The sequence below is a fragment of the Methylobacterium sp. D54C genome, from assembly GCF_053345595.1.
On record NZ_JBKFAK010000004.1, the window covers coordinates 310439 to 324259 of the forward strand.

Consider the following 13821-nt stretch of genomic DNA (forward strand, 5'->3'; position numbering starts at 1 on the left):
CGAAGGTCCGCCTCGCCGAGGGTGGGCTGATGCGCTATCGGCACAGCAGCATCAACGCGTTGCCGATCGCGGAATCGGACCGCGAGTTTCACTGGCCCCTCGGGCGCCGGCCGGACGACCATCCGGGCCTGAGCCATTTCGGCTTCTGACCGATCGGCCGGGACGCCGACGCGGCGGGCCGGATCGGGCGTGAGCGTCGCGACCCGGCGGCGAGAACCCGGAGCGAGGCTATGGATCGGTGGCAGGCCATGCGCATCTTCGCGAAGGTCGCCGAGACGGCGAGCTTCGCGCAGACCGCCCGCCTCCTGCACATGAGCCCGCCGGCCGTGACGCGCGCCGTGGCGGCGCTCGAGGAGACCATCGGCGCCCGCCTCCTGATCCGGACGACCCGCTCCGTGAAGCTCACGGAAGCGGGCAGCCGGTACTACGAGGATTGCCGGCGGATCCTGGCCGACATCGCCGAGGCGGAATCGGCGGCGGCCGGCTCCAACGCGACGCCGTCGGGCACGCTCGCGGTGACGGCCTCGGTCCTGTTCGGACGGATGCACGTGCTCCCGATCGTCACCGACTACCTCGACACCTACCCGACCATGGTGGCGCGGACCCTCTTCGTCGACCGGCCGGTCAGCATGGTGGAGGAGGGGATCGACGTGGCGATCCGCATCGGCCACCTGACCGATTCCGGGTTCACGGCCGCTCGAGTCGGGTCGGTGCGCCACGTCATCTGCGGCGCCCCGGACTACTTCGCGCGGCACGGTGTGCCGGCGACCCCGGCGGATCTCAAGCGCCACCGGATCGCCGTCTCCACCGGGGCCTTCGCGTCGCCGGAGTGGCGGTTCGGCCGGAACGAGCGGGTGGTCGTCCGCCCCACTCTGGAGGGCAACACCAACGAGGTCTCGATCGGCGCCGCACGGTCGGGCTGGGGGCTGGCGCGTGTCCTGAACTACCAGATCGGCCCGGACCTGCGGGACGGCCGGCTGCAGATCGTGCTCGCCGATTACGAGGAAGCGCCGCTGCCCGTCCACGTCCTGTACCCGGAAGGCCGGCACGCGCCCGCGAAGGTGCGGACGTTCGTCGACCTGGCCGTGGCGCGGCTGCGCGCCAACCGGACGCTGAACTGAGAGCAGCCCGGATCGACGACGGTCGCATTGGTCGCAGCCGCGGCCGGGGAAAGGATGGCTCAGTCTTAGGTTAGTTTTTTTAGGATCTTCCGCATCTTCTGCGGGCAATGGGGGCCCATACGTGACGAGACCCGAGCGCGCGACCGTGGGCAACCGCCCCTCAGCGGCCATTCGCCCGGATGTCGACGCGGTGGCGCTCTGAGAGGAGTCAGGCGCATGGATCAGTGGACCCGCCTGGATCCCGTCTACGATTCCGAGGCGGCCGCGCGCGCGATCGCCGCGTCGGCGCCCGCGCGCGCCGACGCCCAGGATCACGACGACGGCTTCCCACTGGATGACATCGCCGATCTCGCCCGCCTGGGGCTGCTCGCCGCGCCCGTGCCGGTGGATCACGGCGGCGCGGGCCTCGGGACGGAGCCGGGCGCCGGTGCCCTGGCGGAGGTTCTGCGGCTGGTCGGCTACGGAAGCCTCGCTCTCGGCCGGCTCTACGAGGGTCACGTCAACGCCCTCCAGCTCGTCGCCCGGTACGGCTCACCCGCCCAGCGCGTCCGCCTGTTCGCCGACGCGCGCGCCGGCCACCTGTTCGGTGTCTGGAACACCGAGCCGGGGGAAGGCGGCCTCACGATCGAGGCCTCGGACGTCGACGGCCATCTCCGCGGCGTGAAGACCTTCGCGTCGGGCGCCGGCTTCGTCACCCGCGCCCTCGTCACCGCCCGGCATCCGGGACAGGGCGGCACGGCGATGATGGTGGTGCCGCTCGACGCCGGCACGCGGTCCGATCTCTCGGCGTGGCGGGCGCAGGGCATGCGCGCCTCGGCGACCGGCACGATCGACTTCACTGGCCTCGCCTTCGCGGCCGACGATATCCTCGGTCAGCCCGACGATTACTTCCGGCAGCCGGCCTTCTCGGGCGGCGCGTGGCGCTTCGCGGCGGTGCAGCTCGGCGGCATCGAGGCCGTGTTCGATGCCTGGCGCGGCCATCTGCGCCGCCTCGGCCGGGGGAGCGATCCGCACCAGCTGGCGCGCCTCGGCGAGGGTGCCATCGCGGTCGAGGGCGCGCGTCTCTGGGTCGAGCGCGGGGCGCAGGTCGCGTCGGACGCGGCGATGCCGCCGGAGCGCGTCGTCGCCTACATCAACCTGGTCCGCCTCGCGGTCGAGCGCGCCGGCCTCGACATCCTCCAGCTGGCCCAGCGCTCGGTCGGCCTCCAGGGCTTCCTGCGCGGCCATCCGCTGGAGCGGCTGTCGCGCGATCTCGCCACCTACCTGCGCCAGCCCGGACCGGATCACGCGCTCACCAGCGCGGCCTCCGAGATCCTGCGCGGGGACGGCCTGGCCGGTGACCTCTGGACCGAGAACGCCGCGTGACGGGGCAGAGCGGCCACGCCACCGCATCGCGGACCGTCTGGCTGGACACGCCGGAGCGGTACGGCCGCGTCAGCCGCGGCTTCCACTGGGTGATGGCGGCCCTGTTCGCCTGGCAATTCACCGGGGCGCTGCTCTACGTCACGATCGGCGATGCGGCGCTCACCCGCCTCATCGGCGGCAGCCACTTCACCCTCGGCTTCACCCTGTTCGTGCTCGTGCTCCTGCGCGGAGTGTGGGGCCTCGCGAACCTTCACCGGCGCCCCGCCCATCCGGGCGCGCCGGGGCGCGCGGTCGCGGCCGGTCACGGCCTGATCTATCTCCTGATGGTCCTGGTCCCGAGCCTCGCGCTGCTGCGCCAGTACGGATCGGGCAAGCCCTTCGCGCCCTACGGCATCCCGGTGATGCCGGCCCGCGAGACGAAGATCGAGTGGATGATGCTGCCCGCCGACCTGTTCCACTACTGGCTGGGCTTCACGCTTCTCGTCGTCGTGCTCGGCCACGCCGCGATGGCGTTCCTGCACCGCAGGCTCTGGAACGAGACCGTCCTGACCCGCATGACCTGACCGGCGGCGGGCCCGCGGGACGCGATCCTCAGCCCGTCGCCTCCGCCGCGGCGGGCGCGCGGTCGGGCAGCGGCGCGTCCAGCGTGAAGACCACGCCGCGGGGTCGGTACTCGATCTCGGCCGAGCCGCCCATCTCGGCGGCCAGCGCCCGCTCGATGAGGCGCGTGCCGAACCCGCCGCGGGCCGGTGCCGTCACCGCGGGTCCGCCGACCTCCTCCCAGCGGAACCAGAGACGGGCCGGCGTCGCCCCGTCGACCACGTCCCAGTTCAGGACCACTCGCCCCCGGTCGTTCGACAGGGCGCCGTACTTCACGGCGTTGGTCGCCAGTTCGTGCAGCGCCATCGTGAAGGCGAGCGTCAGGCGCGGCGTCAGCCACACCTCCGGTCCGTTGATCAGGAAGCGCTGTCCCGCCCCGGAACGCCTGGAGGGTGCCCTCCACGATGACGTCGAGCGTGGCCCCGATCCAGCTCTGGCGGGTCAGGACGTCGTGGGCCGCCGAGAGCGAGTGCAGACGCGCGTCGAGGGTCCTATGCGCCTCCTCCAGGGAGGCGGCGTTGCGCAGGGTCTGGTGCGCGATCGACTGCATGGTCGCCATCGAGTTCTTCACCCGGTGATTCAACTCGTCAGCCAGGAGGGCGCGGTGCTCCTCCGCGCGCTTGCGCTCGGTCACGTCGATGGAGACGCCGGCCATGCTCAGCGGCTGCCCGACCGAGTCGTAGAAGGTCTGACCCCGGATCTGCAGCCAGCGCAGTTCGCCGCCGGGCGTGCGCGCCCGGTACTCGATGTCGTAGTCGCTGTGCTCGCGGATCGATGTCTGCACCGCCGCCTGCATGCGCGGCCGGTCCTCGGGCTCGATCGCGGCGATCAGGTCCTCGTAGCTGAACGCCTCGCCCGGCGCCCGCCCGAAATTCTCCTTGCAGGTCTCGGAGGCCACGAGCCGCATGTCGGCGAGATCGAGGGTCCACGAGCCGAAACGTCCGGCCTTCAGGATGAATCGCAGCCGCTCCTCGCTGCGGGTCAGGTCGCTGGTGCGGCGCTCGATCTCCTGCTCGAGCGCCTCCCGGTCGCGCTGCATCCGCGCGAGCTTCTCCCGCTCCAGCGTCACGTCGAACTGCGACGCGAAGAAGTAGGTGAGCTCCCCGTCGCGATCGAAGACCGGCGAGATCAGCAGCCGGTTCCAGAAGAGCTCGCCGTTCTTCTTGTGGTTCAGGAGCTCGATCTCGATCGGCACGCGGCGGGCGATCGCCGCCCTGATCTTCGCGATGTCGGCCTTGCTGGTCTCGGGCCCCTGAAGGAACCGGCAGTTCCGGCCGATGATCTCGTCGTGGCCGTACCCGGTCAACTTGGAGAAGGCGGCGTTGACGAAGACGATGGGGTTGTCCGGCTGATGGGGATCGGTGATCAGCATCGGCATCCGCGTCGCCCGGACGGCGGAGACGAAGGGGTCGGTGCTCGCGTCGGTGCGGGCGAATTCCGCCTCGAAACGCGTGCGTTCCTGCTGATCCGTCAATGCCCGGTCGCCCCTGTCACGACTCGCCGATGGCGGCCTTCGGCCCTCGTGGCGTGGCTGTACCACAGCGGGGATCGCTTGTGCGCAATCATGATGCGGTCCGAGACGCCGCAGGGGGTCGCGACGCCTTGCCCGATCGGACACGGGAAGAGGCCCGCCGCTACACCGCGGCCCGACCGGGGCCGAACCCGGCCGGCGGGCGCGAGCCGAGATGGTCCCGCAGCGTCCGGCCTTCGTACTCGGTGCGGAACAGGCCGCGCCGCCGCAGCTCCGGCAGGACCAGCGCGATGAAGTCGTCGAGGCCGCCGGGCAGCGTCGGCGGCATGATGTTGAAGCCGTCCGCCCCGCCGGCCCGGAACCGCGCCTCCATCTCGTCCACGATCTGGGCCGGCGTACCGACGATCTGCGAGTGGCCGCGCGCGCCGGCGATGCGCAGGTAGAGCTGGCGCAGGGTCAGGCCCTCGCGGCGGGCGAGGTCGAACATGAGCTGCTGGCGGGACTTGATGCCTTCGGTCTCGGGCAACTCCGGCACCGGCCCCTCGGGATCGTAGCCCGACAGATCGTGGCCGCCGATCATGCGACCGAGCAGCGCCAGCCCGACCACCGGGTCGATCAGGTCCTGCAGCGCCTCGAACTTCGCCCGCGCCTCGGCCTCGCTGCGCCCGACGACGGGGAACAGGCCGGGCATGATCTTGAGGTCATCCGGCGCACGACCGAAGCTGGGCATGCGCCCCTTGAGATCGCCGTAGAACTCGACCGCCTCCTCCAGCGTCTGGTTCGCGGTGAAGACGATCTCGGCGGTCCGCGCCGCGAGGTCCTTGCCGGGCCCGGAAGCGCCGGCCTGCACCAGCACGGGCTGGCCCTGCGGCGTCCGCGAGATGTTGAGCGGACCGCGGACCTCGAAATGCTTGCCCCGGTGATCCAGCGGGCGGAAGCCGTCCGGCTTCGAGAACTGGCCGCTCGCGCGGTCGATGATCACGGCGCCGTCGTCCCAGGTGTTCCAGAGGCCGAGGACCACGTCCGCGAATTCCTCGGCGCGCTCGTAGCGGTCGGCGTGACGGCCGATCCGGTCGCCGCCGAAATTCGCCGCCTCCGCGTCGGTCGCGGAGGTCACGAGGTTCCAGCCGGCGCGCCCGCCGCTGAGATGGTCGAGGGAGGCGAACCGGCGCGCGACGTTGAAGGGCTCGTTGAAGCTGGTGGAGGTGGTGGCGACGAGACCGATCCGGCGCGTCACCGCCGCGAGGGCCGACAGCAGCGTCAGCGGCTCGAAATGGGTCGAGCGCGCGGTGCGCTCGCTCGACCGCAGGTCGAGGTCGCGGATCCCGCTCCCGTCCTCCAGGAAGATGAGGTCGAACTTCGCGGCCTCGGCGCGCTGCGCCCAGCCGACATAGCGCTCCAGGACGAGCCCGCCGTCGGCCTCGCTGGAGGGATGGCGCCAGCCCGCGACGTGGTGGCCGGTCGCGTAGAAGAACGCGCCGAGGCGCAGGGTACCCTGTCTCATCGAACCGACCGTCATCGTGCCTGCTCCGCTCCGTGCCTTCCGCGCGGGCCGGTGTCCAGCCGAACCGTGCGCACGGGCGGACCCCGCGTCGCGCACGGCTCATCCGCCGCACCGGAACTCCGGCCGGGCGGCCGGAGCCTCAGCGCGGGACTGCGGCGTCCGGCGCGTTGTCGGCGGGGAGGTCGCGCAGGTCGGACGAGGCGTAACGCCCGTGCCGGGCCGCCAGCGAGCCCCTTGCCTCCTGCATCGGCATGAAGGCCGAGAATCCGACCGGCTCGGCCACGTCGTGGTAGATCGCCTCCATGCCGCCGCGCATGTGGTAGGTCTCGTGCCAGATGCCGACGCCGCGGGTGTCGCGCAGGAAATCCCGCCACCAGATCCGGTGCGGCTCGGACTTGGACCACGCGACCATGCTGTCCATGTCCCGCCAGTACCAGCGCATGCCGACATGGAGCGGGCGCAGGCTGAAGATGATGTTGTTCTCGTAGTGCAGGAGGCCCTCCGGCCGCGCCGCGCCGACCCTGTCGATCCGCGGCCCGAAGCCGAGCAGGGTCTTCACGCCGGCCAGGGTGCGGACCTTCATTCCGAGATAGATCACGACGAGGTCCGGGTAGCCCGAGAAGTCCGGGACCGCGTGTCGCCGGTTCGCGCCCATGATCGCGCCCTCATTCGCCGGTCGGTCCTGGCGGGCCTTCAGCGTCGAGAATAGGCGACGACGCGGTCGGCGAGCAATATTCGTGGACCGCGTTGCTTACGACCCGCGACGTCCGGCAGTATCGGACGAACTCGGTCGCCCTCCGTCACGGCCGCCGCGCGGCAGGCGCGATCCGGGCGGACGCTCCCGCGCGCGCCGCCGCGGAGATCCTCGAGGTTCGCGCCGACCGCCTCGGAGATCTCCGCGCCGTCGCCGGATCGTTCGGGGTAGCGCGCGGCTCAGCGCGTGCGCTCCCCACAATCCGGGCCATTCTGCCGGGAGCGCGGCCAGGCGCGGGTGCGGATGTACTGCTCGACCACGAGAGCCCCTCCTCCAAGAACAACCACAGCGAGAATGGCTTCGCGGAAAGTGCCAGGATCGATCATCGTCTCGACTCCCTGAAGTGAATCGCCCCTGCCGGGGCCTGAGAGCTCTTCAAGTCTGCTCCCCCTCGTCAATACCTGACCGCTTCTCGGGTTGCGCTGCCCAGCTGACAATTGCCCTTCGACGACGTGAACATTCTGTAAGACTGAGGATCGAGAGAGCGGCGCGTCGGCGCCGAGCGCGCGGCCGGACAATGGGCCCGTCCACCGCGTGCGCCGGCCGACTGGCATCGTGTCGACGGCGCAAGGCCTTCGACATTTCGCGCGACGCGCCCGTGTCGGATGCTAGGATCCGACGATGCAGCAGCAGATCTCGGTCATCACGCTCGGCGTCTCATCGCTCGGCCGGTCGCGCGCCTTCTACGGCGACGGCTTCGGCTGGGCTGCCGTGTTCGAGAACGACGAGATCGTCTTCTACCAGATGAACGGGTTCATGCTCGGAACTTGGCAGAACCCCAACCTCGACCAGGACATGCGGCGCGCGAGCGAACCGAGCCCGAGCGCGTTCTGCCTCGCCCACAACGTCCCGAACCGCGGCGACGTCGCGCCCACCATCGCGCGGCTCGTCGCGGCGGGCGGGACGCTCCTGCGCGCGGCCGACGAACCGCCCCACGGCGGATTCCGCGGATATCTGAGCGATCCGGACGGACATGCCTGGGAGATCGCCTGGAACCCGGCCTGGCGGATCGATGAAAGCGGTCGGGTGACGTTCGGACTCTGAGCGGGCGCGGAGGCCGCCGAGGAGATCGGCCGTGCCGGGAAGGCCGCGTCTCAGAGGCGGGTGAGCCGCAGGCGCCACCCGGACGAGTCCGCGACGATGGCCGGATCGCGGGCCGGATCGGGCGGCCGCGCCGCGGCCGGCGCGGCCGTCGGAGGCTCCGCCACGGCGATGTCGGCGGGCGGGGCGCGGCCGGAGACGCAGCCGCAGAGGGGCAGCGCCAGGGCGAGTGCCGCGACGGCGACAGACCGGATCGGTACGGCCCACCCGCGGATCGGCGAGCCGGCCTCGACCGGGCGGGAGACCGCGGCGCTCCGGCCTCGGCGCGGAGCGCGTCCGGAAACGGGTCCCGGCGGACGGCCTGAAGCGGCGCCGCGGACCGGGTGCCCGGCGCGGACATGGCCCGGCCCCGGCACTCGGCCTCAGGCGCCCGCAGGCCCGCGGCTCACATGGCCGCCCAGGAGGAGCGCCTTGGCGGCCGCGTCGATCCGGCCGAGCCACTTCTCCGCGGTCTCCGCGCGCAGGTCGGCGACGCGGACCTGCTCCTCGGCAGCCCGGACCCAGGCTTCGGCCTCTGCGCGGATCGTCCGGACGCGCGCCTCGGCCTCCGCGCGGATGTCCTGCACCTGGGCGTCCGCCTCGGCCTGGACGCGCTGCAGCCGGATATCGGCGCGGGCCTCGACCTCGCGGACGCGCATCTCGGACAGTTGCAGGCGGTGCCGGGTCTCCGCCAGCGCGCGCTGCGCGGCGGCCAGGGCAGCCTCGTGCGACATGCTCTGCTCCTGCAGGCGCTGCTTCTGCGCTTCGGCGCGGCCGGCCATGCCGGTGATGATGTCGAGCGTGCTCATCCAGTCCGACACCGCCTCGGACTCGCAGAGGACCGGCGCGGGACCCGCGTCGTTGACCGCGGGTTCCGGCAGGATCGGCGGGTGCGCGACGGGCTCGATGCGCGGCGCGGACAGCGCGGCCGGCCCCTCGACCGTGTCGAAGGACGGCTTGAGCTTCAGGATCTCGGCGGACGGTCCCTCGACGAAGCGGTCCAGGCTGTCGGCGACCTGCGAGAGGATGTGGGACCACGTGGCTGTGGGGGCCGCGACCATGATGGCTCTACCCTGGCGGGATTTTGGCAATAGCTAATACAATCTCCGGTATGGTTAATGGGTGGTTAATCCGCGGCGCGGCGGCGCGAATCCCGGACAGTTCGTGGCGGCCCGATCTGTCTCGGCAGGCCCGGACGGGAAGGCTCGACAATCTTCCGCCGGTTCGGTTCCAGTTTCCGAGGCGCTTCGAGCGGTTTCGGCAGGATATCGACCGCCGATGACCGGAATCCCGGACCGGCCGCGCTCGGGCCGGCGTCATCGCGCGGCCTGCGTCGCGGGCGCGGCCTGGATGATCGGCGCGGCCGCGGCCAGGATGGACGCGGCGTCGCGGTCGAGGGGCGGATAGATGCGCGTGCCGTTGATGATCCGCTTCGTCGCCTTCGCGGCGACGCCCGACGAGACCAGCGTGCCGCGATCCCAGCCGGCGGTGTAGACCGCCCCCCAGGCGCCCAGATCCAGCACGGTGACGTAGTCGGGCGCGGCGAAGCGCAGCCGCCGTTCCGGCCGGCCGGCGAGATCGCAGACGGCGTTGAAACCCGCGAACCGACCCATGGGCCGGGCGTGCTGGCACGACATCACCGTGCGATGACCGGCATCGTCCGCCGCAGCCGAGGCGATGTCGCCGGCCGCGTAGACGCCAGCGAGCCCTTGGACGGCCAGGAAGGCGTCGACGGGCAGGCGCCCGAGCGGGTCGAGGGGGAGGCCGAGCGTGCCGCCCAGCGGGCTCGCCCGCATGCCGGTGGCGCAGACACTCGTCCACGCCGGCAGGCGCGTCCCGTCCGCCAGCGTCACCCCGGCGCGATCGACGGCACCGACCCGCGCACCGCCGATGCAGGTCACGCCGGCATCGCGCAAGGCCTCGCGGATCCCCGGCAGGGCCGCCGCGCCCATGGCGCTCCCGACCTCGCGCGCGTGGTCGATCAGGATGGTCCGCACCGGACCCGTGGCCCAGGCCCGGTCCCTGGCAGCGGCGAGCCGGGCGGGCAGCTCGCAGGCGAGTTCCAGTCCCACCAGGCCGCCGCCGATGACGACGGCGGTCCAGCGGCCGGCCTCATCCGGCCCGCCCGCGTCACCGAGACGATCGAGATGCGCCGCGAGGGCCTGGGCCCCCGCGAAGGTGTCGACATCGAAGGCGCCCGCGATTCCCGGGATCTCGGGGCGCCACAGCAGGCTTCCGGCGGCGAGGATGAGGCGGTCGTACGCCAGCGTCTCGACGACGCCCGACGACGCGGCGGACGACGCCGCGGACGACACCGCGGACGACGCCGGGGACTCGACCGTGACCGTGCGCGCCGCGGGGTCGATGTCGATCGCGCGCGCCTCGCGGCGTTCCACGCCGATCGGCCCGAGCACGTCGTCGAGGGGTACGCGCAGGGCGCCGAGATCGGTCTCGTAGCAGCGGACCCGGATGACGTGGAACGGGTCCGGCGCGATCACCGTGACCGCGACGCGGTCGCCGAGGCCGAACTCGGTCCGGGCGCGCGCCGCGGCGGCGGCGGCCCACAGACCGGCGAAGCCGCCGCCGATCACGACGATTCTCGAGACCATGGCAGAGTTCCTCCCGTGCCGGAGACATCGAACTCTGCACGTCGCTCGGCGATGCGGCAACGGTTACAGTCCTGGCGCGGGCGCGGATCGCTTCCGACAGTCGAGCGCCGGCGGTTCAACCGTCGTGGCAGCCGCCACCCTGGCGCGCCTTCGGGCGCCGGAAGGACCCGTCAGCCCGCAGCCGCGGTCTCACGTGAGTGCGGGCCGCGGGGCTCCAGCGTGGCCGCGGCGCGGCTGGGGAGGACAGACGCCGCTCCCCGCGCGCGCGGACGCGTAATTTCTTCTCGTCCTGGGTCGGCCGACCGAAAATTCTTGCTTCGACGCCGCGAAGTAGAGAAAGCCCTTTTGTTGACTCCGCGACCGGCCGACAGGATCTTGTATTCACAGTCACGCCGAGGGCCGCGCAGGTACGATGAAGACGCAGGGGCGGACCGGGCGTGATCCCGCAGCCGGGGGATGTGTCGGCGCGGATCGCGCGATCGGGGCGTTCCCGGGTCTCGGACGCGCCGGATGCGCCCGGCCGATCGTCTCGCCGACGGCGCCGCGCCCCTGAACCCAGCCGCCCGGACGAGACCGCTCGGGACCGCGCCGCGGCGCGGATCCCCTGCCCCGCGCCGGCCCCGCACCCCGCCCTCCGTTTCGCCACGACATCAGGCCCGACCATGCGCTCCACCCGCCGATCCCTCCTGGCCGCCGGCCTCGCCCTGGCCTGCCTCGGCGCGCTCGCGCCGCGCGAGGCCCGCGCCGACGACCCGAAGGAGATCCGCCTGGACTGGGCGACCTACAACCCGGTCGGCCTGCTCCTGAAGGAGAAGGGCTTCCTGGAGGAGGCGCTGGCGCCGCGGGGCATCAAGGTCCGCTGGGTCCAGTCGCTCGGCTCCAACAAGGCCCTGGAGTTCCTGAACGCCGGCGCCATCGATTTCGGGTCGGCGGCCGGCGCGGCGGCCCTCGTGGCGCGCATCAACGGCAACCCGATCAAGGCGATCTACGCCTACTCGCGCCCCGAATGGACGGCGCTCGTGACCCGCAAGGACAGCGGCATCACCAAGCCCGCCGACCTGAAGGGCAAGCGCGTCGCCGTCACCCGGGGCACCGATCCGCACATCTTCCTGATCCGCGCGCTCCAGGGCGCCGGCCTCACCGAGCGCGACGCCAAGCTCGTGCTGCTGCAGCACGCGGACGGGCGGACCGCCCTCGACCGCGGCGACGTCGATGCCTGGGCCGGCCTCGACCCGATGATGGCGGCGGCCGAGATCGAGAACGGCGACGTGCTGGTCTACCGCGACGCCGCGGCGAACACCTGGGGCCTGCTCGACGTCCGGGAGGACTTCGCCACCGCCCATCCCGACCTCGTCCGGACGGTGATCGCGGCCTACGAGCGGGCGCGCGCCTACGCGCTGGCCAACCCGCAGGCGCTCGCGGCGGCCCTCGTGGCGGCCACCAAGCTGCCCGAGCCGGTGATCGCCCGGCAGCTCGAGCGGACCGACCTCTCCCAGCCGGCGATCGGCCCGGCACAGGCGCAGTCGATCAAGGCGGCCGGCACCGCCCTGCAGCAGGCCGGGATCATCCCGGCGGGCACCGACGTGTCCGCCGCCGTCGACGGGCTGCTCGACACGCGCTTCAATCCCGTCGCCGGGCAGTGAGCGGCCGCGTGCCGCTTCTGCGGCGGGGCGGTCGCGCCGGCCTGGGTCTGCTGCTGCCGCTCGTCCTGGCGATCAGCTGGGAGATCGCGGTCGCGAGCAGCGCGGCGTCGGGGCGGCTGCTCCCGCCGCCGAGCCGGATCGCCGCGACCCTCTGGGCCCTGGCCGTCTCGGGCGATCTCTGGATGCATGTCGAGGCGACCCTCGTGCGGGTCGGCCTCGGCTTCCTCTGCGGCGCGGCGGCCGGGATCCTGGCCGGCGCCCTCGTCGCCACGGTCCCGCCGCTGCGCTGGCTCCTCGACCCGAGCCTGCAGGCGCTGCGGGCCGTCCCGTCGCTCGCCTGGGTGCCGCTCTTCATCCTGTGGTTCGGCATCCTGGAGACGCCGAAGGTCCTCTTGATCGCGGTCGGGGTGTTCTTTCCGGTCTATGTCGGCGTCTCGGGCGCGATCGCCTCGGTCGACCGCAAGCTGGTCGAGGTCGGCCGGATCTTCCGCCTGTCCCGCCTCGCCCTCGCCCGCCGGATCCTGCTGCCGGCCGTGCTGCCGGCGACCCTGGTGGGCCTGCGCACGGGGCTCGGCCTCGGCTTCCTGTTCGTCGTGGCGGCGGAGCTGATAGGCGCCTCGGAGGGGCTCGGCTACCTGCTGGTGGACGGCCAGCAGTTCAGCAAGCCCGATCAGATCGTGGCGGCGATCATCGCCTTCGCCCTCGTCGGCAAGGCGGCCGACATGGCCCTGGTCACGCTGACAGCCCCCCTGACCCGGTGGCAGGATACCGTGCGGGACAGCCTGTGACCGCGGCGCCGGCCCGGACGCGCGCCGCGGACCGGGACGCCGCCCCGCGCCGCGATCCCCACGCCACGCCCGCCGAGAGACGCCCGTGCTGACCGTCGACGACCTCTCCAAGACCTACGCGGACGGCACGCAGGCGCTCGCGGGCATCGACCTGTCGGTCGAGCAGGGCGAGATCGTCGCGCTGATCGGCGGCTCGGGCTGCGGGAAGACGACCCTGCTCCGGCTGATCGCGGGGCTCGACCACGCGAGCGCGGGCGCCGTCGCGGTCGACGGCGAGACGATCCGCGCGCCCCATCCGAGCGTGGGCGTCGTCTTCCAGGAGCCGCGCTTGCTGCCCTGGCTCGACGTGGCCGGCAATGTCGGCTTCGGCCTCGCCGACCTGTCCCGGTCCGAGCGCCGCGCCCGCGTCGCCCACGCCCTGGAGCGCGTCGGGCTCGCCGAGCACGGCGGTCGCTGGCCGCGGGAGCTGTCCGGTGGCCAGCAGCAGCGCGTGGCGATCGCCCGCGCCTTCGTGGCGCGGCCGCGGGTGCTGCTCCTCGACGAGCCGTTCTCGGCCCTCGACGCCTTCACCCGCAAGGGGTTGCACGACCAGCTCCTCGGTCTCTGGGCCGAGTCGAAGCCGACGATCCTGATCGTCACGCACGATGTCGGGGAGGCCGTCACCCTGGCCGACCGGGTGGTGGTGATGCGCCCGCGGCCCGGGCGCCTCGACGAGACCGTCCCGGTCGCGCTCGCCCGGCCGCGCGAACCGGTGGCGGCGACCTACGAGGAGGCCGTGCGCCGCGTGCTCGCCGCCCTCGACCACTCCCTGCGCCCGGCGACGAGCAGCCGGCCGCCCGCCCCCGAGACCCGCGCGAGCTGGTGGTAGGGCCGCCGGCGATCCGCG

Annotated in this window: 11 protein-coding genes and 2 pseudogenes; 8 read left to right on the plus strand and 5 right to left on the minus strand. The window is 72.6% G+C overall.

The genetic code is table 11. The annotated features are described in order from the left end of the window. Window positions 1-14: 14 nt before the first annotated feature. From ACLBYB_RS12740 to ACLBYB_RS12755, 4 genes and pseudogenes are all read left to right on the plus strand, one after another. Window positions 15-149 (plus strand): annotated as a pseudogene (locus ACLBYB_RS12740) (DUF1348 domain-containing protein); the annotation flags it as partial. Between the two features lie 81 nt (window positions 150-230). Further along, window positions 231-1121, plus strand: coding sequence for a LysR family transcriptional regulator (locus ACLBYB_RS12745; RefSeq protein WP_020093092.1), 891 nt, complete (start codon window positions 231-233; stop codon window positions 1119-1121). A 216-nt stretch (window positions 1122-1337) separates the two neighbouring features. Further along, window positions 1338-2486, plus strand: a complete 1149-nt coding sequence (locus ACLBYB_RS12750; RefSeq protein WP_447698993.1) for an acyl-CoA dehydrogenase family protein — start codon at window positions 1338-1340, stop codon at window positions 2484-2486. Continuing rightward, entirely contained in the window at window positions 2483-3049 is a 567-nt protein-coding gene (locus tag ACLBYB_RS12755; protein WP_082558090.1) for a cytochrome b, read from the plus strand. Before ACLBYB_RS12750 ends, ACLBYB_RS12755 begins: the two co-directional genes overlap by 4 nt. A 28-nt stretch (window positions 3050-3077) precedes the next feature. On the opposite strand, the pseudogene ACLBYB_RS12760 reads toward ACLBYB_RS12755, so the two are convergent. From ACLBYB_RS12760 to ACLBYB_RS12770, 3 genes and pseudogenes are all read right to left on the minus strand, one after another. Continuing rightward, a pseudogene (locus tag ACLBYB_RS12760) lies at window positions 3078-4560 on the minus strand (PAS domain-containing protein). 160 nt (window positions 4561-4720) lie between these two features. Beyond that, window positions 4721-6061: an LLM class flavin-dependent oxidoreductase gene (locus tag ACLBYB_RS12765; protein WP_447698994.1), complete on the minus strand. Its 1341-nt coding sequence runs from the start codon at window positions 6059-6061 to the stop codon at window positions 4721-4723. Between the two features lie 139 nt (window positions 6062-6200). After that, on the minus strand, window positions 6201-6716 hold the full coding sequence (locus ACLBYB_RS12770; protein WP_447698995.1) for a DUF4188 domain-containing protein: 516 nt from the start codon (window positions 6714-6716) through the stop codon (window positions 6201-6203). Between the two features lie 720 nt (window positions 6717-7436). On the opposite strand from ACLBYB_RS12770, the gene ACLBYB_RS12775 reads away from it, so the two are divergent. After that, the gene (locus tag ACLBYB_RS12775; protein WP_447698996.1) at window positions 7437-7859 is read left to right on the plus strand and encodes a VOC family protein; all 423 of its coding nucleotides are present in this window, start codon (window positions 7437-7439) and stop codon (window positions 7857-7859) included. Window positions 7860-8278: 419 nt separating this feature from the next. Here the strand turns inward: ACLBYB_RS12775 and ACLBYB_RS12780 are convergent, their stop codons facing one another. Together ACLBYB_RS12780 and ACLBYB_RS12785 are read right to left on the minus strand one after the other, a co-directional pair. Beyond that, complete coding sequence (locus tag ACLBYB_RS12780; protein ID WP_042674765.1) at window positions 8279-8956, minus strand: cell division protein DivIVA; 678 nt, start codon at window positions 8954-8956, stop codon at window positions 8279-8281. Window positions 8957-9211: 255 nt separating this feature from the next. Continuing rightward, window positions 9212-10504, minus strand: a complete 1293-nt coding sequence (locus tag ACLBYB_RS12785; RefSeq protein WP_447698997.1) for an NAD(P)/FAD-dependent oxidoreductase — start codon at window positions 10502-10504, stop codon at window positions 9212-9214. Between the two features lie 662 nt (window positions 10505-11166). Between ACLBYB_RS12785 and ACLBYB_RS12790 the strand changes: the two genes are divergently transcribed. The 3 genes from ACLBYB_RS12790 to ACLBYB_RS12800 all read left to right on the plus strand — a co-directional run bounded on the left by ACLBYB_RS12790 (window position 11167) and on the right by ACLBYB_RS12800 (window position 13803). After that, a complete protein-coding gene (locus ACLBYB_RS12790; RefSeq protein ID WP_020093082.1) occupies window positions 11167-12147 on the plus strand; it encodes an aliphatic sulfonate ABC transporter substrate-binding protein in 981 nt (326 codons plus the stop codon). A gap of 8 nt (window positions 12148-12155) precedes the next feature. Next, window positions 12156-12935: an ABC transporter permease gene (locus tag ACLBYB_RS12795; protein WP_447698998.1), complete on the plus strand. Its 780-nt coding sequence runs from the start codon at window positions 12156-12158 to the stop codon at window positions 12933-12935. Between the two features lie 85 nt (window positions 12936-13020). Continuing rightward, entirely contained in the window at window positions 13021-13803 is a 783-nt protein-coding gene (locus ACLBYB_RS12800; RefSeq protein WP_020093080.1) for an ABC transporter ATP-binding protein, read from the plus strand. The last annotated feature ends 18 nt before the right edge of the window (window positions 13804-13821 follow it).

Coding starts and splice junctions, on each gene's coding strand:
- ACLBYB_RS12745 (WP_020093092.1), top strand. CDS start 231: ATGGATCGGTGGCAGGCCATGCGCATCTTCGCGAAGGTCGCCGAGACG.
- ACLBYB_RS12790 (WP_020093082.1), top strand. CDS start 11,167: ATGCGCTCCACCCGCCGATCCCTCCTGGCCGCCGGCCTCGCCCTGGCC.
- ACLBYB_RS12770 (WP_447698995.1), bottom strand. CDS start 6,716: ATGGGCGCGAACCGGCGACACGCGGTCCCGGACTTCTCGGGCTACCCG.
- ACLBYB_RS12785 (WP_447698997.1), bottom strand. CDS start 10,504: ATGGTCTCGAGAATCGTCGTGATCGGCGGCGGCTTCGCCGGTCTGTGG.
- ACLBYB_RS12750 (WP_447698993.1), top strand. CDS start 1,338: ATGGATCAGTGGACCCGCCTGGATCCCGTCTACGATTCCGAGGCGGCC.
- ACLBYB_RS12765 (WP_447698994.1), bottom strand. CDS start 6,061: ATGAGACAGGGTACCCTGCGCCTCGGCGCGTTCTTCTACGCGACCGGC.
- ACLBYB_RS12780 (WP_042674765.1), bottom strand. CDS start 8,956: ATGGTCGCGGCCCCCACAGCCACGTGGTCCCACATCCTCTCGCAGGTC.
- ACLBYB_RS12775 (WP_447698996.1), top strand. CDS start 7,437: ATGCAGCAGCAGATCTCGGTCATCACGCTCGGCGTCTCATCGCTCGGC.